At 64.6% G+C, this 21,072-nt stretch carries 15 protein-coding genes; 3 read left to right on the top strand and 12 right to left on the bottom strand.

The annotated features are described in order from the left end of the window. The first annotated feature begins 72 nt into the window (after window positions 1-72). Window positions 73-291 (top strand): PspC domain-containing protein, encoded by a 219-nt coding sequence (locus ABIB44_RS03450; protein ID WP_241934193.1) that lies wholly within the window; start codon window positions 73-75, stop codon window positions 289-291. An 18-nt stretch (window positions 292-309) separates the two neighbouring features. On the opposite strand, the gene ABIB44_RS03445 is transcribed toward ABIB44_RS03450, so the two are convergent. From ABIB44_RS03445 to hutH, 5 genes are all read right to left on the bottom strand, one after another. Then, the gene (locus ABIB44_RS03445; protein ID WP_354583223.1) at window positions 310-606 is read right to left on the bottom strand and encodes a hypothetical protein; all 297 of its coding nucleotides are present in this window, start codon (window positions 604-606) and stop codon (window positions 310-312) included. A gap of 188 nt (window positions 607-794) precedes the next feature. Then, complete coding sequence (locus tag ABIB44_RS03440; RefSeq protein WP_354583222.1) at window positions 795-1,850, bottom strand: glycosyltransferase family 2 protein; 1,056 nt, start codon at window positions 1,848-1,850, stop codon at window positions 795-797. Next, a complete protein-coding gene (locus ABIB44_RS03435; protein ID WP_354583221.1) occupies window positions 1,840-2,178 on the bottom strand; it encodes a YbaB/EbfC family nucleoid-associated protein in 339 nt (112 codons plus the stop codon). The genes ABIB44_RS03440 and ABIB44_RS03435 overlap by 11 nt, the downstream gene beginning before the upstream one ends. A 117-nt stretch (window positions 2,179-2,295) precedes the next feature. Beyond that, window positions 2,296-4,281, bottom strand: a complete 1,986-nt coding sequence (locus ABIB44_RS03430; RefSeq protein WP_354583220.1) for a T9SS type B sorting domain-containing protein — start codon at window positions 4,279-4,281, stop codon at window positions 2,296-2,298. 139 nt (window positions 4,282-4,420) lie between these two features. After that, window positions 4,421-5,923, bottom strand: coding sequence for a histidine ammonia-lyase (hutH, locus tag ABIB44_RS03425; protein ID WP_354583219.1), 1,503 nt, complete (start codon window positions 5,921-5,923; stop codon window positions 4,421-4,423). 241 nt (window positions 5,924-6,164) lie between these two features. On the opposite strand from hutH, the gene ABIB44_RS03420 reads away from it, so the two are divergent. Then, window positions 6,165-7,523 (top strand): vanadium-dependent haloperoxidase, encoded by a 1,359-nt coding sequence (locus ABIB44_RS03420; protein ID WP_354583218.1) that lies wholly within the window; start codon window positions 6,165-6,167, stop codon window positions 7,521-7,523. Between the two features lie 86 nt (window positions 7,524-7,609). Here ABIB44_RS03420 and ABIB44_RS03415 read toward each other — a convergent pair whose 3' ends face one another. Genes ABIB44_RS03415 through ABIB44_RS03405 form a run of 3 tightly spaced genes read right to left on the bottom strand, consistent with a single transcriptional unit; the run spans window position 7,610 to window position 10,604 of the window. Continuing rightward, the gene (locus ABIB44_RS03415; protein ID WP_354583217.1) at window positions 7,610-8,323 is read right to left on the bottom strand and encodes a LytR/AlgR family response regulator transcription factor; all 714 of its coding nucleotides are present in this window, start codon (window positions 8,321-8,323) and stop codon (window positions 7,610-7,612) included. Continuing rightward, window positions 8,320-9,420 (bottom strand): sensor histidine kinase, encoded by a 1,101-nt coding sequence (locus ABIB44_RS03410; RefSeq protein WP_354583216.1) that lies wholly within the window; start codon window positions 9,418-9,420, stop codon window positions 8,320-8,322. Before ABIB44_RS03410 ends, ABIB44_RS03415 begins: the two co-directional genes overlap by 4 nt. Next, a complete protein-coding gene (locus ABIB44_RS03405) occupies window positions 9,417-10,604 on the bottom strand; it encodes a sensor histidine kinase (protein WP_354583215.1) in 1,188 nt (395 codons plus the stop codon). Before ABIB44_RS03405 ends, ABIB44_RS03410 begins: the two co-directional genes overlap by 4 nt. A 320-nt stretch (window positions 10,605-10,924) precedes the next feature. On the opposite strand from ABIB44_RS03405, the gene ABIB44_RS03400 reads away from it, so the two are divergent. Beyond that, on the top strand, window positions 10,925-12,631 hold the full coding sequence (locus ABIB44_RS03400) for a T9SS type A sorting domain-containing protein (RefSeq protein ID WP_354583214.1): 1,707 nt from the start codon (window positions 10,925-10,927) through the stop codon (window positions 12,629-12,631). A 15-nt stretch (window positions 12,632-12,646) separates the two neighbouring features. On the opposite strand, the gene hisS is transcribed toward ABIB44_RS03400, so the two are convergent. The 4 genes from hisS to ABIB44_RS03380 form a co-directional block, all read right to left on the bottom strand. Continuing rightward, entirely contained in the window at window positions 12,647-14,065 is a 1,419-nt protein-coding gene (gene hisS, locus ABIB44_RS03395) for a histidine--tRNA ligase (protein ID WP_354583213.1), read from the bottom strand. 191 nt (window positions 14,066-14,256) lie between these two features. Continuing rightward, window positions 14,257-16,203 carry a M28 family peptidase gene (locus ABIB44_RS03390; RefSeq protein WP_354583212.1) on the bottom strand — a complete coding sequence of 649 codons (1,947 nt, stop codon included), beginning with the start codon at window positions 16,201-16,203 and terminating at the stop codon, window positions 14,257-14,259. Between the two features lie 272 nt (window positions 16,204-16,475). Further along, the gene (locus ABIB44_RS03385) at window positions 16,476-19,022 is read right to left on the bottom strand and encodes a TonB-dependent receptor domain-containing protein (RefSeq protein WP_354583211.1); all 2,547 of its coding nucleotides are present in this window, start codon (window positions 19,020-19,022) and stop codon (window positions 16,476-16,478) included. A gap of 584 nt (window positions 19,023-19,606) precedes the next feature. Beyond that, window positions 19,607-21,055, bottom strand: a complete 1,449-nt coding sequence (locus ABIB44_RS03380; protein ID WP_354583210.1) for a toxin-antitoxin system YwqK family antitoxin — start codon at window positions 21,053-21,055, stop codon at window positions 19,607-19,609. Between the last annotated feature and the right edge of the window lie 17 nt (window positions 21,056-21,072).

Genomic DNA, 21,072 nt, shown 5'->3' with positions numbered 1-21,072 from the left:
TGAGCTTGCCTCTGCCCGCCCAATGCCTTATCTTAGCCCATACAAACTGTTTTTCGCTAGCCGATTACGCCCATGAAACGCTTTACCGACTATCTCGAATCGCAGTCTTTCGGCCTTTGCTCGGCCCTGGCCCAGAAGTGGGGTTTCAGCACGCGCAGCGTACGGCTGTCGTTCGTGTATGCCTCGTTTTTCACCTTCGGCTCGCCCATCGTACTGTACTTCGCGGGGGCCTTCTGGATGAACGTGCGCCGGGCCATGCGCCAGCAGCGCAGCACCGTCTGGGATTTGTAGTGGCGGGCAGCTAGCTGACTACGGAGCTGTTTTTTCCGGTTCGGGCGTGGCGGCCGGAAGCAGGCGCGGGCCTTCGGCGCGGCGCTTTTCCTGGCGCTTGGCTTCTTTGCGGCGGCGGCGCTCGTCGTGGTCGGGGTTACGCTTCTTGGTTTTGTGCTTGGCGCTGTGCTTTACGCCTTTATTGGAGTGCTCCGATTTCTTGGTTTGCGACTTGCTAACATGCCCGATTCGATGAAACCACTGCGCGGTCGTCGGGCTAACCGAGGCCAGCAATAGAAACAGGCTGGTAACAAATTGAAGTAGCGGGTTTTTCATCTTGAGTTAAAGCGGGATAGTCGGGGAGGCAAATCTAAGCTCGAAACAGGCCCGCCAAATCAAGATGCAATCAGAAATTTCCGAGGGTTGGCCGTGGTCATTCCGACATTTTACGCATTAATTGGCGCGAAATCGGCGTGCGGTCGCCATGCGGAGCCTTCCGATTTCTCCCGCTTCGGCAGGATTAATCAGCGCAGGCGAAGCTCCGAAAACCGACGCTTGCCCCGGGCGAAATAGGCCCACACCAAGCTGCCATCGTACACTCCGGCCCGCTCCCGCACGCGCAAATGCGGCTGGGCCGCTGCCCGCCGCTGCCGCCAGTAGCTCAACTTGCCATAGAAGCTGAAGTGCGCCCGCAGCACCGCCCAAAAATTGGCGAACTCGCCGGCGGCCAGAAATCGCAGGCCGGCCACCCCGTCGAGCACGAGGCGCTGAAACATGGGCGCGAGCAGCTCGCTGGGCGCGGCATTTTTAAAAAGCAGCGCCAGGCCGTTGCGGAAGTTGAGGTAGGTTTTGCGCGGGTTGGTTTTGGGAAGCGTGCCGCCGCCCACGTGGTGCACGGCGCTGCCGCCGTGGTACCACACTTCGTGGCCCGCGTTTTGGAGCCGCCAGCAGAAGTCGATTTCCTCCATGTGCGCAAAAAAGGCGGGCTCGAAACCACCCAGCTCCAGCCAGGCGGCGCGACGCACCAGCATGCAGGCCCCGCTGGCCCAGGCCACGGCGCGCGCGTCGTCGTACTGCCCGAGGTCCTTTTCTAGGGTGTCGAAGAGGCGTCCGCGGCAGAAGGGGTAGGCCAGGCGGTCGAGGTAGCCGCCGCCGCCACCGGCGTGCTCAAACAGCGTGGGGTCGGCATGGGCCAGTATTTTGGGCTGCACGGCCGCAATGCGCGGGTGGGCTTCGAGCAGGCCGCGCAGGGGACGCAGCCAACCCAGCGTTACTTCCACGTCGGAATTCAGCAGCACGAAAAACGGGCTGTCGACCTGGGCCAGCGCCTGGTTGTAGCCCTCGCAGAAGCCGAAGTTGCGTTCCAGCAGCAATAACTCGACGGTGGGAAAGTCGCGGGCCAGCAGTTCAATAGAGTCATCGGTGGAGGCATTGTCGGCCACGATGACGCGCGCGCCGTCGGCGTGGGCGAGCACGCTCGGCAGAAAGCGGGCGAGGAAGCCCGCCCCATTCCAGTTCAGGATAACGATGGCCACATCGGTGCAGGCCGCACCGACGGAAGCCGCGGCGTTAGGCCCCAAAACCGCTCAAATCGAGGCCGGGCACGTTGGGCATCAGGCCGCTGGTTTTGCGTTTCAACTCCTGGGCGGCCAGCTCAGCGGCTTCGTCGAGGGCCTTGTTCACGGCGGCTACCACGAGGTCGGCCAGCATATCGCGGTCCTGCGGGGTGAGCAGGCTTTCGTCGATTTCAAGCTTGAGGATTTTGCGATGGCCATTGGCCGTGGCGCGCACCAGGCCACCGCCGGCTTCGCCCGTGGCCGTAATGTGCTGAATTTCCTGCTGGGCCTGCTGCATCTTGTCCTGCAGCTCTTTCACTTTGCCCATCATGCCGGTGATGTCGAATGCCATATTAATTTCGGTTATCAGTTATTTAGTCGTCAGTAAACAGTTGGTGAGGCAAAAGGATGCCCGGCACTACTGGATGGACACGGAATTCCTCCGCAAAGTTGGCGGTTGAGCGCGATTTCACCTGAGAATCGTGACCGCGCCCGAGCGCACATACGGCTGGCCATTGTCGGAAGCCTGCTGGAAGCGCCACACGTAGCTGCCCGGCACGGGGGCGCGGCCGGCAATGCGGCCGTCCCAGGTGTCGCTGCGCTTGGTCCCCCGGAAAACCTCCTGCCCGCTGCGGTCGACTACCACAAAAGTGTAGTTGCCCAGGAAACTGCCCTTCACTTCGAGCACGTCGTTCAGGCCATCGCCGTTGGGGGTGAAGGCCGTGGGAATAGTCAGCGCGGGCGTGCGCGCCACGCTGGCCAGGTTGGAGTAGCTGAAGGTGCCGGCCGGAAGCCCCGCCCCGCTGATTTGCAGGCGGTAGCTAATGGTCTGGTCGGTGGGCGGGGCCAGGTCGGTGTACGTGTTGCCGCTCACGGGCTGAACGCTGCGCACCGTGCCGTCGGCGTTGAGGAACTGCAGCAGATATATGGCCTGCTGGTTCGGGTCGGGGCCGCTGAATGGCGTCCAGGTAAGTTCGGTGGCAATGCCAACGGTGCCGGCGGCGGCCGTGAGCAGGCTGGGACACGCCGGCGCACTCAGGGGGGAGGCGTTGCCGCATACGTCGAGGAGGCGCACAGTATAGCAGGGTGGCGCGGCGCGCAGCACGGCCAGGTCGGCCGAGTCGCGGGGTGCGCGTAGTGTAGAGGCGGTGCCAAAATCGGTGGTAGTTGTGCCAACGGTACGGAAATAGCGCAGACTGCTGCCAGCGGGGAGGGCAGTGGGCACGAGCAGCGGCGTGAGCTCCACCACGTTGCGCAGGTTGAAGCTGGCTACCAGCTTCGGCTGCTGCGGCGGTAGCGCCGATACGGTGGCGATGCTCACCTGGTTCGAGACGGCAGCGCCGCCACCCGGCTGCCGGGCCGTTACCACGTAGGTGTAGGTGCTGCCGCACTGCACGTCGGCATCTTCGAACCCGCCCGGAATGACGCTGAAGACATTCAGTGCCTGACCGTTGCGGGTTATGGAGTACGTGTTGCCCGCGCCGGCATCGGCCAGCAGCAGCTGGTTGCGGTTGCGGGCAGAAGTCCCACTTAAACTCAGCGTGCAGATGAGGGGCGAGGCGGCCGGGCTGGTGCCGCACAGGTCGATGCGGGACACCCGGTAACAGCCCGCCGCCGGGGCCGGCAGGCTAATGCTGCTGCTGCCCGGGGCCACCGGCATCACATCTCGGAAGCCGCCGGGGGCAGTGCCATCGGCAATTTGCAAGGTGTATTGGTAGTCGGCCGGGAGCTGGCTCACGGCCAGTGTGGCCGCCCCACCGGGCAATGGCCCCGCCAGCGTGAGACTGCTGAAACCCGGCGTAACCGGCGCGGCGGCCGCGCGTAGCGCCTGGTTATTGGTGCCCTCGCAGGCTTCGGGGATGGCGTAGCGCCCGGTTACGGTGATGGTGGCCGCCCCGGCTGGCACTACCAGCACCGTGGGCTGATTGCGCGAAATGGCTTGGCTGGGGCCGCTGCCAGCCTGCACCTGGTAAGAATCAAATTTGGTATCCGTCACCGTGACCAGGGCCGAGCCCGTGGGGCAGGGCGCGATGGTGAAGGGCGGCGGCGTGGTGTCGTACACCCGAAAGGTGCGGATGTAGTACTTACTGCCGTTGTCGTTGGCCAGCTCAGATACCGTAACCATGCCCACATCGGCGAGGGTAGGTGTGTAGTAAGCGGGGTAAATGCGGTCGGGGGTGCAAGCCAGTGGGGTCGAGTTGATGAAGGTGGACCCAACGCCCGGCAGGACCCCGTACCGAATAATGTTTCGGTAGATGTCGGGGTTGCGGTTGGCGCAGGGCTGGAATTTCACCCGCTTTCCCACGCATAGCGCATTCACCGACAAGCCATTGTCGTCGATAAGCTCGAAGGTGCAGGCCGGGGGATTGGCTGCCAGGCACGATTGCGCCCGGGCCGGGCCGGCTCCAATGAGCCACAACGTCAGCAGAAAAAAGTAGCAGGTCAGAATTCTCATAAGCAGCAGTTGCGGCAATAACGCGCTGTCGGCCCGATTCGCATTGGTCGGTGGGCCATAGCGTGAATTTTTCCGTTCGAGGCTCAGGACAATTTTAGCCGCCCGGGGCCGCAAAAGACGAAGTTGGCGCTACGATGCGCTACACCACCTCCGCCCAGTCAAACTTACGGACGAAGTCGGCCGCCTGGTGCAGGTCGGCGTACAGCATCCGGTCGTGGCCCACAAATTCTACTTGCTTGCGGAACGCGGCAAACACCGCTTCGAGGGCTGCCGAGCTGCGACCCGGGCGGCGGAACTCCAGTGCCTGGCAGGCCGTGAGCAGCTCAATGCCCAGAATCTGCTCGGCGTTTTCGATGATGCGGCGGGCTTTGGTAGCGGCGTTGGCCCCCATGCTCACGTGGTCTTCCTGGCCGTTGCTGCTCACGATGCTGTCGACCGAGGCGGGGGTGCAGAGCTGCTTGTTCTGGCTCACGATGCCAGCGGCGGTGTACTGCGGAATCATCAGGCCCGAGTTCAGGCCGGGCGCGGCCACGAGGTACTGCGGCAGGTCGCGCTGGCCCGAAATCAGCTGATAGGTTCTCCGCTCTGAGATGCTCCCCAGCTCGGCCACGGCCACGGCCAGGTGGTCGAGGGCCAGGGCCAGGGGCTGGCCGTGAAAGTTGCCGCCGCTCAGAATCAGGTCTTCGTCGGGGAAAATGTTGGGGTTGTCGGTGACGGAGTTACACTCGGTTTCGACCACCTGGGCCACGTAGGCCAGGGCATCGCGCGAGGCCCCGTGCACCTGCGGCTGGCAGCGGAAGGAGTAGGGGTCCTGCATGGCCCGGCGCGGCTGGGCTTGCAGTTCCGAACCGGCCAGCAGCTCGCGCAGCCGCCGGGCCACCTGCACCTGCCCGGCGTGCGGCCGGATGCGGTGCAGGTGCTCATTGAACGGGTCGGCGCAGCCCCCAAACGCCTCGGTCGACAGCGCCCCAATGACATCGGCGGCGGCAGCCAGGCGCTGGGCGCGCAGCACCCCATCCACGGCGTAGGCCAGCATAAACTGGGTGCCGTTGAGCAGCGCCAGGCCTTCCTTGGCCTGCAGCACCAGCGGCTCCCAGCTGAAGAGGCTCATGGCATCGGCGGCCGCGAGCCGATATCCCTGGTAGTTTACTTCGCCCAGGCCCAGCAGTGGCAGGCAGAGGTGGGCCAGCGGGGCCAAATCGCCGCTCGCGCCCAGCGAGCCCTGCTCGAATACCACGGGCAGCAGCTCGCGATTGTACATGGCTACGAGGCGCTCGGCGGTGGCTACTTGCACCCCGCTGTGGCCGTAGCTCAGGCTCTGAGCCTTAAGCAGCAGCATGAGGCGCACGATGTTTTGCGGCACTTCGGCCCCGGTGCCGCAGGCGTGCGACATCATCAGATTGACCTGGAGCTGGGCGCGCTCCGGCGGGGCGATGCTGACATTATACAAGGAGCCGAAGCCGGTATTGATGCCGTAAACAGGGCGGTCGTCGTGAGCCAGGCGCTGGTGCAGGTAGTTGTGGCAGGCGGCGATGCTGGCTTTGGCATCAGCGCCGAGCTGCACGGGGCGGCCGTCGGCCAGTAAGGTTGCCAGCGCGGCCAGGGTGAGGGGCTGCGCGGGCGAAATAGTGTGGGTGGGCATTCGGGGGGGCGGGGGGATGGGGGGTGGCGCAAAAATAGCGGCATTTCCGGGGCCGGCGGTGGGGTTGGGCCGGCCGCCCGGCGGGTGGTAGTTGGCGGCCCGCGTCTGGTTGTCTGTCGACGGCCGGGTGACGCCAGGCGATAAAGCGAGCAGCCGGGAGTGAAAAAACGCACTTTTGAGCGGTGCCCGGCCCCGTGCCGCGCCGCGTGCTAAGCTCCCCAACCTTCAACCCGATACCGCCATGAAAACCACCTTCCTCCATCTCTCCCGCCGTCCGGCCACCTGGTTGCGCAGCGTTGGCCTGGGCGCGGGCCTCCTGCTCGGGGCCTGCCATTCGACCAGCGACCCCAGCCCCAGTCTCGACCCCTCGCCGGCCACCTCCACCTACCGCGCCGACGTGGCCGTGGGCTGGCTGGCCCTGCAGCTGCGGCTGACGCGGCTAACCCCGGTTACTCCCGCCAACACCTTTGCCCGGCCCTTCGGCTACACCGGCATCGCGGGCTACGAAGCGGCCGTGCCCGGCATGGCCAACCACCGCTCGCTGGCCGGGCAGCTCAACGGCCTCACCGGCCTGCCGACGGCCGATAAAACGCTGGTGTACAGCTGGGCGCTCAGTGCCAATGCGGCGCTGGCCGCCAGCAACCGCAACTTTTTCGCCAACACCTCGCCCGCGCTGCTGGCCACCATCGATTCGCTGGAAGCCGCTAACCGCATCACTTATTCAGCCGGCATCAGCACCGAGGCCAGTACGCGCAGCATTGCCTTCGGACAGCAGGTAGCCACCGCCGTGCTCGACTGGGCCCGCGCCGATGGTTTCGCGGTAGCCGGTGCCGCCTACACTCCGCCCACCGGGCCGGGCCTGTGGGCCCCCACCGCGCCCGCCAATGCGCCGGCCGTGCTGCCCTACTGGGGCAACAACCGCCTGCTGGTGGCCGGCAGCGGTGAGGGCAGCGACCCCGGCCCGCCGCCCGCTTATTCCACGGTGGCCGGCTCGCCGTTTCAGGCCATGGCGCAGGAAGTGTACGACATTTCGCAGACGCGCACTCCGGAGCAAACGGCCATTGCCCTGTTTTGGAACGACGTGCCCAACGGGCGCAGCTTCACCCCGCCGGGGCACTGGGTTTCCATTCTGCAGCAGGTGCTCGTGAAGGAAAACCCCGCCCTCGACCGGGCGCTGCTGGCCTACGCTAAACTTGGCATTTCGCTCAGCGATGCGCTGGTGACCACATTCAAAATGAAGTATACCTACAACGTGCTTCGGCCCATCACCTACATCCGGGGGGCCATGGGCCAGCCGGGTTGGCTTTCGCTGATTCCAGCCCCGGCCTTTCCCGAATACAGCGCGGGCCACGGGGTGGTGTCGGGGGCGGCGGCCGAAACGATGACGGAGCTGTTCGGGGCCACCTACGCTTTCACCGACCAGGGCTACGTGCCGTTTGGCATTGCCGCGCGCTCCTTCATGTCCTTCGAGCAGGCCGGGGTCGAAGCCGGAATTTCCCGGGTGTACGGTGGCATTCACTTCCGCCCCACCATCGACAAAAGCCTGATTCAGGGCAAGAAAATCGCGCAGAATCTGGATGCCAGGCTGAAGTTTGAGTAAGGGTAGGGCGGTACTCAAAAGCCAGGTGGTGCGACGACTTTTAGTCGTCGTACCACTTCGTATTCGCGCAAAAGCAACCGAAATGCCTAACCCAGCACTTCCTCCACGCGCGAGCGGAAAAGGCGGCCGATGGGCAACTCTTCGGTGGCTACTTCGATGTGCCGGGCACTGTAGGTGCGGATTTTGTCGAGGGCCACGATGAACGAGCGGTGGATGCGCAGAAAATTGCTTTCCGACAGCTTCTCCTCCAACCCGCTAATGGTTTGCTTCACCACCAGGGCCGGGCCTCCGACAACGTGAATTTTCACGTAATCTTTCAGGCCTTCGATGTAGAGAATGTCGCGCAGAATGACCTTCACCATTTTGCGGTCGATGCGGAAATACAGGAAGGCGTCGGGGTTGGCCAGGGGCGTGTGCACAGGCTCGGGGGCGGGCGCGCCGCCGTCCGCCGCGTGGCTCACTTTGGCCACGGCTTTCAAAAACCGCTCCAGCGATACGGGCTTGAGCAGGTAGTCTACCGCGTCGAGTTCGAAGCCTTCGTAGGCGTACTCGCGGTAGGCCGTGGTGAAGATGACCTGCGGCGGGTGGCGCAGGCTGCGCAGAAAATCGGTGCCCAGCAGCTTGGGCATCTTGATGTCGAGAAACATCAAATCGACCGGCTGGGCCTGCAGCAGGCCGAAGGCTTCGAGGGCGTTGCCGCAGCTGCCCACCAGCTCGAGGTGGGCCACTTCGCGCACGTAGGTTTCGAGCACCTCCAGCGCCGGGGGCTCATCGTCGACTAACAGGCAGCGGGTTTTCATGGCTGGGCGAGCAAAAAGGCGGAGGAAGGGGCAGAAACGAGGCCCGGCCCCGGCGCGAACCGCAGCCGCAGGGCCACCAGAAACGTGTCGGGCTCGGCCACGATTTTCAGCTCGTGGCGGTCGGGGTAGAGGCGTTGCAGGCGCTGACGCAGGGTGCGTAGGCCGGAACCCTCGTGCCAGGCGGCCGGGGCGTTGGGCTGACTGTTGATGACCTTGAAGGTGAGCGAGCGGGCCTTGGCCACCAGGTCGATGCTCACCCAGGGGCATTCCTGCCCGGCCCCGGTGCCGTGCCGAAACGCGTTTTCGAGCAGCGGCAGCAGCAGCAGTGGCGCAATGGTAGCCTCGGCCAGCGCCCCGCTGAAATGCAGCGACACCTCCACGCGTGGGCCCAAGCGCAGGGTTTCCAGGGCCAGGTAGTGGCGCAGCATGGCCACTTCGTCGGCAAGGGGCACGGCATCGCGTGGGCTTTCGTAGAGCAGGTAGCGCAGTAGCTCGGCCAGGTGCAGCACCGCCGCCGGGGCCTCGGCCGCCCGCGCCGTGGTGAGGCGGCGCAGGGTGCCCAGGGTATCGAACAGAAACGCGGGTTGGAGCTGGGCTTTCAGCAATTGCAGCTCGGCCTGCAGCTTGCGCTGCTGCAGCTCGCGGCCCCGGCGCTGCTGCGCGTGCCAGCCGTTCAGCACCTTGATGGTACTGGCCGCGCCGGCCGTGGCCAGCAGCACAAACCAGGCGTAGCCCAGGTCTTTGTAGGTGTACCAGGGCTGCACCGGAGCCGGGGGCTCGCCAAACCAGGCCGGCGCCGGGCCACGCTCGTAAAGTCCCCGCATCAGGTCCACGAGGTGGGTGCTGGCGGGCAGCCACAGTGCCAGCAGCAGCAGTACCAGCCCGAGTTGCCCGCGTAGCAGCCGGGGCAGTATCCCGTACAGCAGGGGGTAGATGGCCAGCATCGAAGCCGGCAGCTGCACGAAAAACAGCCCGCCCACGTACAGCGGCGCGTGTCCCAGCCAGTGCGCCGGCAGCTGCGCTACGAAGCTCAGGACCAGAGTGGCCAGCCAGAACAGGGCGTGCCGGGCGGCCCGGTGTTGCAACAGCCGCCTCATGGGCGGGCGGCGGCCACCAGCTGGCCGGCCGTTTCAGCCACAAGAAAATCCGCCCCGGGGGCTACTGGCGTTGGCGCGGGGGCTGCCGCTGAGGGCAACCGCAATGCCAGGTGCACAGCAAACGTGTGCTCTTCGGCCTGCACCTCGAAGCGGTAGCGCCGGGGGTAGAGCAGCTCTAGACGCTGGCGCACGTTGCGCAGCCCGATGCCGGCCGCCGCGCCGGGGGCCGGACCAGCGTTTTTGGTGTTCTCGACCACGCAAGTAAACCACCCGTCGGCCACGGCCAGGGCGATGCTGATGCAGGCGGCTCCCACCTGCTCGGCCGCGCCGTGCTTGAAGGCATTCTCGACCAGCGGCAGCAGCAGCAGCGGCGCGATGCGGGCGGCCGGGGTGATGCCCTCGGCCCGAAATTCCAGCGTGAGGCGACTGCCGTAGCGCAGCTGCTCCAGGGCCAGGTAGTTGCGCAGCAGGGCCACTTCGTCGGGCAGGGGCACCAGTGGGGCCGTGCCCTGCTCCAGCACGAAATGCAGCAGGCCGGCCAGGCGCTCCACCACCACCGGGGCCTGGTCCGACTGCTTCAGGGTGAGGGCATAAAGGTTGTTGAGCGTGTTGAACAGAAAGTGCGGGTGAATCTGGGCCCGCAGCAGCTGCAGCTCGGCCTGGTAGTTCTCCTGGGCCAGCAGGGCGTTGTTGCGCTCCTGGCGCTGGTGCTGCCGCAGCACGTGCAGGCAGGCCGCCACCCCGGCCGTGAGCAGCAGCGGCATGTGCGACCCGGTGGAGAAAACGAGGTAGTAGTCGGAGAACGGGGACGCCACACCGTGGTGCGAGGGCATAAAGAAAAAATACCGGTGGGCAAACGTGAGCGGCAGCCCCACCGCCAGCCAGCCCGTGAGCAGCAGCCAGAAGCGGGCGCGCTGCCCCGGCCGGTCCAGCCAGGGCAGCACGCCGTAGAGCAGCGAGTACGTGGCCAGCAGCAGCGGCGGCAGCAGTATCAGCGAGTCGCGCAGGGCCCGGTGCCAGTCGGTGGTCGAGTGCAGGCCATACAGGAACAGCGCCGTCATGAGCCCGGTGCGCACCGTCCAGAACAGGCCGTGCCGCAGCCACCACCGTTCGTCGAGGGCGCGCAGCACCCGTGCCATGCCGGATGACACCGCCGGGGCGGGGCCGCTAGTTGCCTGGTCCATGGGTAAATATATCGATTCGCCCTAAGCCCACCAGCGCCCCTGCGGCTTTGTAGACCAACAACCCGCCGGCGTCGACCAACAACCGCGCCTGCCGTTGGTCGCCGCGCGCGGGGCGTGTTGGGGCCGGGCGGCGACCCCGGGCGAATAGGCCAGCGGCCGCGCATCGGTAGGCGCACCTTTGGCAACGACTGGCGCGGGGCGTAACGCCCGGATTATTTGTTAATATAATAAATATAGTTTATTTATTATATTAACAAATACCCCCTTTATTCTGCACTCACCTCGCACTTTTCCCCCACTCCTACAAACCCTTGCCTATCATGAAAACGACTCAGCTCCCGTGCTCCTCAGCAACCGGCCTGTGGGCCTTACTTCACTTGCTAATGCTGTTGGTGCTATTGGCCCACCCGGCGCGGGCCCAGTTCCCCACGGTGGCCTCCCAAACGCTGTTTGTGTGCAGCGCGCCCGGCGTGCAGGTGGGCGTGGAGGCCTTTGCCGACGGTGCGGGCGGCGCATATTCCGTCTGGATTGATAAGCGCGGTGGCAACAATAGCGGCCCCGGCACGGCCCTCTACGCCCAGCACCTCGATGCCAACGGCACGGCCCTGCTGCCAGCCAACGGCCTGCGCCTGTTCCAGACCCGGGGCAAGGAAATTTGGGGCGTGCGCGCCATTCGGTGGCAGAGTGGCATTCTCGTGGCCTGGGTGCAGGGGGCCTTCGGTATCGGGGGCGACACCGTGCGCTGCCAGTACTACAGCGCGGCCGGGGTGCCGCAATGGGCCGCGCCCACCGTGGTAGCCTACCGCACCCTGCCCACGGTCATCTACGAATTGCAGTATGGTCTGAACATCTTTCCCATCACCACCGGGGCCACCATCGTCAATGACCTGACCCTGAACGGCGGCGGCGACTGGCTCACCTTCAACCAGGTGAGCTTCACCGGGGCGCTGCGCTTTGCCAACAACCAGATTCAGCGCGCCCTGCCCAGCGCCAACAGCTTGCTGACGCTGAGCGATGGCGGCGACGGCTTGTACGTGGTGAGCAGCTACGGCGGGCTGGGCTCGGCCATCTACGCGCAGCACTACGACGTGAATGGTGTCGGCTGGGCCAACGACCTCAACCTGAATGCCACCGGGGCCAACGGCCGCGGCAACCAGAACTGGCGGGCAGTGCGCGACCCAGCCGGCAACCTCTACGTTGTGTGGGGCTCCAATTCGGGCAACATCATTGGCGCGCAGGTCACGCCCGGCGGCGCGCTTGGTTGGGCGGCCCCCGGCTACCGCATTCTGTGCACCAACCCCTCGTACCAATCGGTACCCGATGCCTTGTGGCACAACAACGCCCTGTGGGCCGTGTGGAACGACGACCGCACCGGCGTGAACTCCCCAACCACCTATATCCAGAAGGCCGATGCCGCCGGCACGCTGGCCTGGCCAGGGGCGGGCGTGCTCGTCAACAGCCTGCCTGCCTACTCGCCCGAGCCCCGGCTGGCCCCGTCCGACAACGGGGCAGTTATGGCCCTCTACATCACCAACTACAGCGCCGGCACCGGCCTACGGGCCCAAAAAATCCGCCCCGATGCCTCGCTGGCCTTCCCCGCCGGCGGGGTGGCCCTGCACACCGCAGACCCCGACCGCGCCGCCAGCCAGGACCTCGTGCCCGTGGCCCAGCCCAACGGGGCGGTGCAGGTGTTTTGGGCCTCGGCTGGGTCCACTCCGGCGGGTACGGGCCAGGATATCTGCGCCGGTCGCGTGCAGAATTCCGGCAGCCTGCTCGGCACCGAGCGCGCCGCCGGGGCGCTGGGCTTTGCCGTGTATCCCAACCCGGCCACGAGTGAGCTGAACCTGCAATTCCCCATCGCCACCAAGCCGACCAGCTTGCGGCTATATGACGGGCAGGGCCGCTTGGTTCGGGCTTTCGCTGGTGCCACCGAGTCGTTGCCGTTGCGCGGGCTGCCAGTGGGGTTGTACGTGCTGCGGGCCACGCTGGCCGGGCAGCAGGTCAGCCGCCGCGTGATGGTGGAGTAGTGCCGCTAATAGGCGTCACTCCGCCGTCAGGGCCGCTACCACTTCGCCCAGGGGCAACACTTTTTCCTCGCCGCTTTGCATGATTTTTACTTTCACCACGCCGGCCGCCACTTCCTCGGGCCCCATGATGATGACCAGCGGAATGCCCTTGGCATCGGCGTATTTGAACTGCACGCCCAGCTTCTTGGCATCGGGATACAGCTCGGCGGGAATGCCAGCCGCCCGCAATTGCGCCAGCAGCGGCAGGGCCGCCCGGCCGCTGGCTACGTCGAAATGCGTGATGAGGCAGCGGGTGGGCGTTTCGCCCGTCACCGTGAACAAGTCCAGCGCCTCCAGGCAGTCGTAGAGCCGGTCGACGCCAAACGAGAAGCCCACGCCCGACACGCCCGGCAGCCCGAAGCTGCCAGTGAGGTTGTCGTAGCGGCCACCACCGCTCACGCTGCCCATTTGCACGTTGTTGATTTTGACTTCGAAAATGCAGCCCGTGTAGTAGGAGAGGCCCCGGGCCAGGGTGGGGTCGAATTCGAGCCGGTCGAACTGCTTGAAGCCCGAGGCCACCAGCAAATCGCGCACCTGGGCCAGTTCGGTGAGGCCCCGGTAGTTGGCGGCGGCATCCTCGTCGGCCGCGTCGGGGCGGGCACCGTCGGGCTCTACGCCGGCCGTCACGAAGCCAACCAGCAGGCGCTGGAGCTTTTCTTCGTAGCTGCCCTCCACGCTCAGCAGCGCAAACAGGGTTTCGATGGTGCCTGCCGAAAAGCCGCGCTCCAGCAGCTCCTTGCTCACGCCGTCGCGCCCGATTTTATCGAGCTTGTCAATGGCCACGAACAAATCCGTTTCGCGCCCCTCGCCGCCCAGCGCCTGGTAAATGTTGCGCAGCACCCCGCGGTGGTTGATTTTGATGGTGAAATCGTGCAGGCCGAGGCCGCCCAATACTTGCGCCATCATCAGCACGATTTCGGCTTCGCAGAGCAGCGAATCGGTGCCCACCACGTCGGCGTCGCACTGGTAAAACTCGCGGTAGCGGCCCCGCTGCGGGCGGTCGGCGCGCCACACGGGCTGCATCTGGTAGCGCTTGAAGGGGAAGGTGAGCGTGCCGCGGTTCATGGCCACGTAGCGGGCGAAGGGCACGGTGAGGTCGTAGCGCAGGCCTTTTTCGGCCACTTTGGGCAGCAGGGCTTTGCTGCCGGTGGCCAGGTCCTCGGCCGTCACGTCCTTGGCAAAGTCGCCGGAGTTCAGGACTTTAAACAGCAGCTGGTCGCCCTCGTCGCCATACTTGCCCGTCAGTACCGACAGGTTTTCCAGCGTCGGCGTTTCGAGCGGCGCGAAGCCAAACGACTCGAACGTGCGGCGGATGACGTTGAAAATGTGCTGGCGGCGCGCCACCTGCGCGGGGCCAAAGTCGCGGGTGCCCTTGGGAATACTCGGTTTTTGCATAGCGGGGCAAAGGTAGGCAGCCCAGTAGAACGAAATTCCGCTCCTTTTCAACCGAAGGGCAGCGAAATGGGGGAGGGAATTCGAGGGTAGTGGTATCGGTACCTATCCCCATAAGCAAAACCCCGCCGCCGGATGAACCGACGACGGGGCTGTACCCGATAGGGCCTCTCTCGCAGGAGGGAAGGGAAAAGCTACTCCTTCTTGAAATCGTATTCCTTGCCGCCCTGCTTCAGCTTGAAGGTGGGCTGGGTGGCGTCGAACTCCATGCCGATACCGGCCTGTTCGAACTTGAACACGTCCTTGCTCACGGCGTCGAGTGGGAAGGCCGACTGGCCGCTGGCCTGGGCCTTGAGCACGCCGCCCTCGCGGGTAACGACGATTTTAAGTGGCATTTGGGTGCTGGCGTAGCTGCCCACGTAGCGGTCGAGGTCGGCGGGGCTGGGCTTGAAGGCGGGGGCCAGGAACTCAGGTTTCAGGGCCACGCGGGCGTCGCGCTCGGCCAGGGCCCAGGCGGTGTGGAAGATGAGCTGGTCGCGCCGGGCCATGGCCGGGAAGTCGATGAACTCCACGTCGTCGGTGGCCTTGTGGTACTGCGGGTGCAGGCCGCTGGTATAAAAGATAATCGGCACGTTGTGCTTGGCGAAGTTGTAGTGGTCCGAGCGGTAGTAAATCTGCTCGGGGTCGGCCGGGTCGTTGTATTTGTAGTCGAGGGCCACCGGGTTGTACTGCTGGTTGGTGGCCTCGCTCAGGGTGTTGAGCTCGGTGCTCAGGCGGTCGGCACCCACCAGGTACACGTAGTCGCCCTTGCCCTGGTGCAGGCTATCCACGCGGCCCACCATGTCGATGTTGAGGTCGGTGACGGTTTTTTCGAGCGGGAACACGGGGTGGTCGGTGTAGTACTGCGAGCCGAGCAGGCCCTCTTCCTCGCCGGTGTTGGCCAGAAACAGCAAGCTGCGGCGCGGGCCGTGGCCCTCCTTTTTAGCCTGCGAAAAGGCGCGGGCCATGGCCAGCACGCTCACCGTCCCCGAGCCATCGTCGTCGGCCCCGTTGAACACCACGCCGTCCTTAACGCCGAGGTGGTCGTAGTGAGCCGATACGACGATGATTTCGTCCTTTTTATCGCCGCCTTCGAGGTAGCCCAGCACGTTTTCAGTCGTGAAGGGCTCAGTGCTCAGCTTGGCCTGGGCCGTGGCCCCGGCCGCCGGCTTGAAGGGCGAGGCCACCGCCTTGCCGGCCTTGGCCACGCTCTGGCGGTACTTGTCGAGGCCGGCCGGGGTAGTGCCCAGCAGCTTGGCCCCCATTTCGGGCGATACCACAATTAGGTTCAACCCGCCCTTTTTCTTCTCCGCGCCGTCGAAGGTGAGGTCTTCGTGGCCCATAATCTGTTCGAAGGTTTTGGGCACGGCCGAGTAGGCGGCGGCCGTAGGCATCACGATGATGATGGAGCGCGCGCCGAGCGGGAAGATGGATTTGCGCCGCGCCCCCAGGCCTTCCAGCGTAGCCGGGGCGTAGGGGCTGGCCTTGCCATCCATCCCGAGCAGCGACTTGCCCTGGGCATTCAGCGGCTCGCCGGCCAGGAAAACGATGTCCTTGCCCTTGTAGTCGGCCGCTGTGGCGAAGTCCGAATACTGCTCTTCCTTGATGCCGTAGCCCACAAACACGGGTTGCAGCGGAGCCGCCGTAGCGAAGGCATCGGTCATAAACCCGTAGAAGTCGCGCTTGCCCTGAAAGGTTTGGCTGCCCACTTTCACGGTGCTGGCCGGCAGGTCGAAGCTGGTGCGCTTCATGCCGAAGTGCTGAATGTAGGGGTTGTCGGAACCTGCCACGGGGCCGGCCAGGCCATCGGCGGCGAAGGCTTTGGCGATGTAATCGGCGGCCATCTTCTGGCCTTTCTTGCCGGTTTCGCGGCCTTCGTAGGCATCCGAGGCCAGCACGTCGAGGTCGGCTTTGAGGCCGGCGGGGGTGATGGTGGCGGCGTAGGGTAGCGACCAGTCGGTGGGCGCGGCGGCCGGCGCGGGGGCAGCCACGGCTGCTTCGGTGCGGCCGGGCTTCACCTTGACTTTGACTTTGCCCGATTGGGCCGAAGCGGTACCGGCGGCCAGCAAAAGCACGACGGCCAGGGAGAGTTGTTTTGACATAGTAGTCAGCGAGCGTGAAAAAAGGGTTGCAGAAAAAGCGGATGGTTTAGGCGGATTTCCGGTCCGGCGGCTCGAAACTACGGTTTCGGTAGCACTTGCGCGGTAAAGCAGCGTTGGCAGCTGAATCGCGCCGCCGCGCCGGGCATTACAGTTAGGCCGGTATTCCCGTTACCCACGGCCCTGTCCAAACCCAAACCCCGCCGCCAAACCAGCTGGCGACGGGGCTTCTTGCAGAAAAAGGAAGGTGAGAGAAGCGGGGCAATTCAGGCAACTCAGCCGCCGAAGCCGCCACCGCCCTGCGGCGCGCTCTCGATGCGGCCGGGCTTAGCCTTGCTGGCCCCGATGTACCACGTGAAGCCCAGCCAGCCCACGCGGCTTTCGTCTTTGCTGTAGCGGTAGCTGCTCAGGGCGTCGGTGCTGATTTCCGAGCGGTTCTGCTGGGTGTTCAGCACGTCGGCCAGGCGCAGGGTGAGGGCGGCGCGGTCAGAGAACAGGCGCTGGCGTAGGGCCAGGTCCAGTTGGCCCTGGGGCAGCTGGCGGCCCTGAGCCGTAATCTGGGCCGAGCGCAGGTTGCCGCTCAGCTGCACATCCAGCGTGGGGCGAATGGTGAAGTTATTGGTCAGGCGCACCGTGCCCACCAGGGCCTGGCGGTTGGCACCGAGGCCGTTGTTGGCAATCTGGGCGCGATACAGCGAGGTGCTGGCGTTGATGCGCCACCACTTGGCCAGCGGCTGGCTCAGGCTGAACTCCGCGCCGAGGTTGGTAATAGTACCGGCGTTCCGGTAGGTTTCGGCCGTGATGAGGCCCGCGCCGGGGCCGGCCAGGCGGGTGGCCACGGTATCGACGTAGCGCAGGCGCTGAATGGCATCGGTGGTGATGCGGGCAAACAGGGTGCTGGTGAGCGTGGCCGCGCCCAAGGTCAGCTGGTGGCCCAGCTCGATGTTGTCGCTGTACTCGGGCGTCAGGTGGGCATTGCCGAGGCGGTAGCTGCGTGGGTCCTGATAAATGGGCAGCGCCAGCTGCTGCATGAAGTTGGGGCGGTCGAGGCGGCGGGCGTAGCTCAGCTGCAGGCGGTTCTGGCCGGCTTCCTTGCCCAGCTCCCGGCTAATGAGGGCTGAGGGAAAGAGGTTGAAGTAGTCCTGGGCCAGGCTGCCGCGCTGGTCGATGCCCACGCCGCCTTCAATGCTGCCGCCATTGTGCGTGAACTCGCCGCGCAGGCCCAGCTGGGTGCTCCACTTCTTGCCCAGCGGGCGCTGAAAAGTGACGTAGCCGGCCGGTACCACCTGCTCGAAGGTGTAGGTGAGCGAGCGGGTTGGGTCATCCGCAAAAGCGCTGCTGGCCGACTCGCTCGTGGCGTAGCCAAAGGCGTTGGAGCCGCGGTTGAACTGGCGCTCTAACTTCAGGCCCGTTTCCAAGCGGCCCTTGCCATCCAGTAGCGGGTGCACGTAATCGACCTGCCCAAACTGGATGTTGGCCACCAGCTTGAGCTGCTGCCGGGTGCCCGGCTGGGCCAGCGCCGGCGAGCCGGTTTCGGCAAACTGGCGCTGCACCACCGGCACGTTCGCGTCAATCACCACACCGCCAAAATTGGCCGTCAGCTCGCGGCCTTCGTGCTGCTCCCAGGTGCGGCGGTAGTTGCCCGAGTATTCCAGCAGCTTCACTTTCACGTCCAACTCCTGCTGGCCGCGGGTGCTCGTGGCGGGGCCGTTGTTGGTGCGCTGGGTCAGAACCTGGCGTTCCGTTTCGAAGTTGCGCTCGGAGCCGGGCTGCACGCTCAGGCTCAGGGTCTGGTTTTTGGGCAACTCGATGTCCGCGCCCACGGTCAGCGAGTTGTTCACGTGCCGCTCCGAGCCAATGCCATTCTGGGTGGTGCGCACCGTGGCGGGCGTGCCGTCGAGCAGCAGGCGGGCGGTTTGCTCGGCGTGGCCGTGGCTTTGGTAGGTCACGTCGCGGCCGTCGTAGGCAGCCTGCCAGTTCACTTTGCCCTGCTTGCGGTTCAGGCTCAGCGTGCCGGCGTATTTGTCCTGGGTGCCCAGCTGCAGAGCAGCGGTGCCGTTGGTGCCGTCTTTGTGGTCTTTCTTGGTAATGAGGTTGATAACCCCGCCGCCGCCGGCCGCGTCGTACTTGGCCGAGGGGTTGGTAATCACCTCTACCTGGGCAATGCGCGAGGCCGGAATCTGGTCGAGGCGGGGGCCGCCTACCGCGCCGTTGCCCACGCCGGCCGGCTTGCCATCAATGAGGATAGTGAGGTTGGAAGTGCCGCGCATCGACACCGTGCCATTTACATCCACGCTCACCGAAGGCACGTTTTGCAGCACGTTGGCCGCCGTGCCGCCGATGCTGCCGAGGTCTTTTTCCACGTTAATCACGCGCTTGCCCAGCTCTTCGACCACGGTGGCTTTTTCGCCGGTTACCACCACTTCCCCCAGCCGGGTGGCGGAGGCCGCCGTCATTTCAAAAGCAGGAAACTCGATGGTTGAAGCACTGGCCGTCAGGTTGAAGCGGCGGCGCAATACCCGGTAGTTGATGTCCTGCACGCGCAGCAGGTAGGTGCCGTAGGGCAGGTTAAGGGCCTTAAATCCGCCCTGCTCGCTGGTCTGGGCTACGGCCACGAAAGTGGAGTCGGCGGCGCGCAGCAGCAGCACATCGGAGAAGGGCACTGGTTTGCTCGAGCCGGCTTCTACCAGGCTGCCGCTGATGCGGCCCGGCCCGGCAGTTTGCGCCGAGGCAGCACTCAGCGGAAGGAAAGTAACCGCCGCCGCGCCCAGCAATAGGCAGCTAAGTTTAGAAGCAACGAAGGAGGCGAGAAAGGTTTTCATGGTGCAGGAAAAAAAGATGAGGTCGGGCGAGGGGCGGCTCAGGTCCGGCAGCGGCCGCGGTTCCGCTGCTCGGGGGAGGGGTCCGGGGCCCAAATCCCCGGTGAGTGAAAATCCGCGCCAGCTAGCGGGTCGTCTTTGGTACACGTCGACGGCAGCTACTGGGTGTTGGATGGAACAAATGTAAAGCAGGTACTTTGCAACGCAAGGTACTGGAGAAATAAATTTCTATTAAGCCAAGCTTTCTAAATTGTTAGCAGTTGAAATTCAGATGGTAAGAGCCAAAAAATAATTTTGGCGCCCGGAGCATTCAGCTATTTCACTGGCTCGGGATTCGCGATGGTAGATGCACGGATACATTTCGCAGTTGCCTGCGCAGCCCTGTATTCCTCCGAAAAAGCAAAAAGCCCCGACCAGATGGTCGAGGCTTCGTAGAAGTAAACAACTTTGGGTGTCATGCTCAGCGCAGCGAATCAACTTGCCAGTACACACTAATGCTTACGATTAGATTGCATGGAGCGGGCAAGGTGCTCCGGCGCTGCCTTATGTGCAGAATGCGCTGCATGACGTTCAGATATCGGTGAGCGCTACTTGCGCTTTAGCGGGGCCCGGGGCTTGGCTTTGGGCTGCTTCACCGGGTCGGTTACCTGCTGGCCGTTGCGGTAAGTCACGGTGCGGTCAACGGTGGTGCCGTCTTCTTTGTAGTAGGTCCAGATGCCACTCTGGCGGCTGTTGCGGTACTGCCCGCTCACGGCCAGCGTGCCATCCTCGCGCTGTTCGCGGAAGGGGCCCTGAATCTGGCTGCGCACGTAAGTGGTTTCCTTGCGGAGCTTGCCCGAGGGAAAATATTCCTGTCCCACGCCACCCAGGAAGCCATTGAGGTACGGTTGGCGGGTCTGCATCTGGCCGTTCTCGAAATAAGTAATGCGGTCGCCCACCAGCCGGCCGCTGGGGCCGTAGGTTGCGGCTTCGCGCACGGCTTTGCCGTCGGGGAAGTATTCGCGCCAGGTGCCAGCGGGGCGGTTATTTTTGAACTGCTCCTCGGCTTGCACCACCTTGCCGGCCACATCCTGGTAGCGGGTGATTTTACGGTCCCGGCCGCCGTTGCTGTAATCGGTTTCCTCGTGCGGGTTGCCGCTCACGAAGTACTCCACGCCTTTGCCGGTCGGAATGCCGTTGCGGTAAGTCAGCTTGCTCTTCACCTGGCCGGTTTCGTAGTAGCTGGTGGCCGGGCCATCAAGGCTGGTGGTGCCGGTAGGCGGCAACACGCGCTTGGTGAGGTCGTCGCCGAGGGGGTTTTTCACCGGGCGCAGCGCCAGCGGGGCGGGAGCATAGGTGCTCTCCGTCTGGAGCTTGCCGCTCTGGTAGTAGCTACGGTAGCGACCGCGGCCGTTCTTGTCGGCCAGCACTTCCACTTCAATCTGGTTGTTGGGATAGCGGGTAATGTAGGGTCCCGACAGCAGCCCGCGCGTGAAGGTGCCCTCGCTCTGCACCACCCCGTTGGGGTAGTAGAATTTCACCGCACCGTTGGGCTGGCCGCTGTCGTAGTTCACCTCGGCCTGCACCTTGCCGTCGGGGTACACGGCCCGCAGCGCGCCGTTGGGCTGGCCCTTTACCAGCGTCGTTTTCAAACGAACGGAGCCATCCGGATGAAAGTAGGTGAGTTCGCCATTGGGCTCGTCATCCACGAAAAACCCCGTCTGGGCCGGCTTGCCATCATCGTAATACGTGGTGAATGGTCCCTGCCGCACGCCATCCACGTACGTGGCCTCCAGCCGCCGCGTGCCGCTGGGATGAAACTCGACGTAGGACGAGTCGCGCTTGCCCTGCCGGAAGCTGGTTTGCTGCTCCAGCCTGCCGGTGCGGTAAAAGCGCTTGTAGCTGCCCTGCGGCAAGGTATCGGCCGCTACCAGCGCGGTATACACCTCGTGCGGATGCACTTTGGTCGAGTCGTAGTAGGTAATCAGTCGTTTCAGCCGCTGCCCGTGCGAGGGAACCGCCAACAGCAGCAGAAAAAAAGGCAGTAAGTATTTCATAGGCGCAAGAACGCAGG

Source organism: Hymenobacter sp. UYCo722 (genome assembly GCF_040547115.1).
Taxonomy (GTDB): domain Bacteria; phylum Bacteroidota; class Bacteroidia; order Cytophagales; family Hymenobacteraceae; genus Hymenobacter.
The sequence above is the reverse complement of the archived record's forward strand: the minus strand, read 5'-3'. Positions and strand labels throughout refer to the sequence as shown.

Coding starts and splice junctions, on each gene's coding strand:
- ABIB44_RS03390 (WP_354583212.1), bottom strand. CDS start 16,203: ATGTCAAAACAACTCTCCCTGGCCGTCGTGCTTTTGCTGGCCGCCGGT.
- ABIB44_RS03380 (WP_354583210.1), bottom strand. CDS start 21,055: ATGAAATACTTACTGCCTTTTTTTCTGCTGCTGTTGGCGGTTCCCTCG.
- ABIB44_RS03405 (WP_354583215.1), bottom strand. CDS start 10,604: ATGGACCAGGCAACTAGCGGCCCCGCCCCGGCGGTGTCATCCGGCATG.
- ABIB44_RS03450 (WP_241934193.1), top strand. CDS start 73: ATGAAACGCTTTACCGACTATCTCGAATCGCAGTCTTTCGGCCTTTGC.
- hisS (WP_354583213.1), bottom strand. CDS start 14,065: ATGCAAAAACCGAGTATTCCCAAGGGCACCCGCGACTTTGGCCCCGCG.
- ABIB44_RS03385 (WP_354583211.1), bottom strand. CDS start 19,022: ATGAAAACCTTTCTCGCCTCCTTCGTTGCTTCTAAACTTAGCTGCCTA.
- ABIB44_RS03410 (WP_354583216.1), bottom strand. CDS start 9,420: ATGAGGCGGCTGTTGCAACACCGGGCCGCCCGGCACGCCCTGTTCTGG.
- ABIB44_RS03430 (WP_354583220.1), bottom strand. CDS start 4,281: ATGAGAATTCTGACCTGCTACTTTTTTCTGCTGACGTTGTGGCTCATT.
- ABIB44_RS03445 (WP_354583223.1), bottom strand. CDS start 606: ATGAAAAACCCGCTACTTCAATTTGTTACCAGCCTGTTTCTATTGCTG.
- hutH (WP_354583219.1), bottom strand. CDS start 5,923: ATGCCCACCCACACTATTTCGCCCGCGCAGCCCCTCACCCTGGCCGCG.
- ABIB44_RS03435 (WP_354583221.1), bottom strand. CDS start 2,178: ATGGCATTCGACATCACCGGCATGATGGGCAAAGTGAAAGAGCTGCAG.
- ABIB44_RS03400 (WP_354583214.1), top strand. CDS start 10,925: ATGAAAACGACTCAGCTCCCGTGCTCCTCAGCAACCGGCCTGTGGGCC.
- ABIB44_RS03420 (WP_354583218.1), top strand. CDS start 6,165: ATGAAAACCACCTTCCTCCATCTCTCCCGCCGTCCGGCCACCTGGTTG.
- ABIB44_RS03415 (WP_354583217.1), bottom strand. CDS start 8,323: ATGAAAACCCGCTGCCTGTTAGTCGACGATGAGCCCCCGGCGCTGGAG.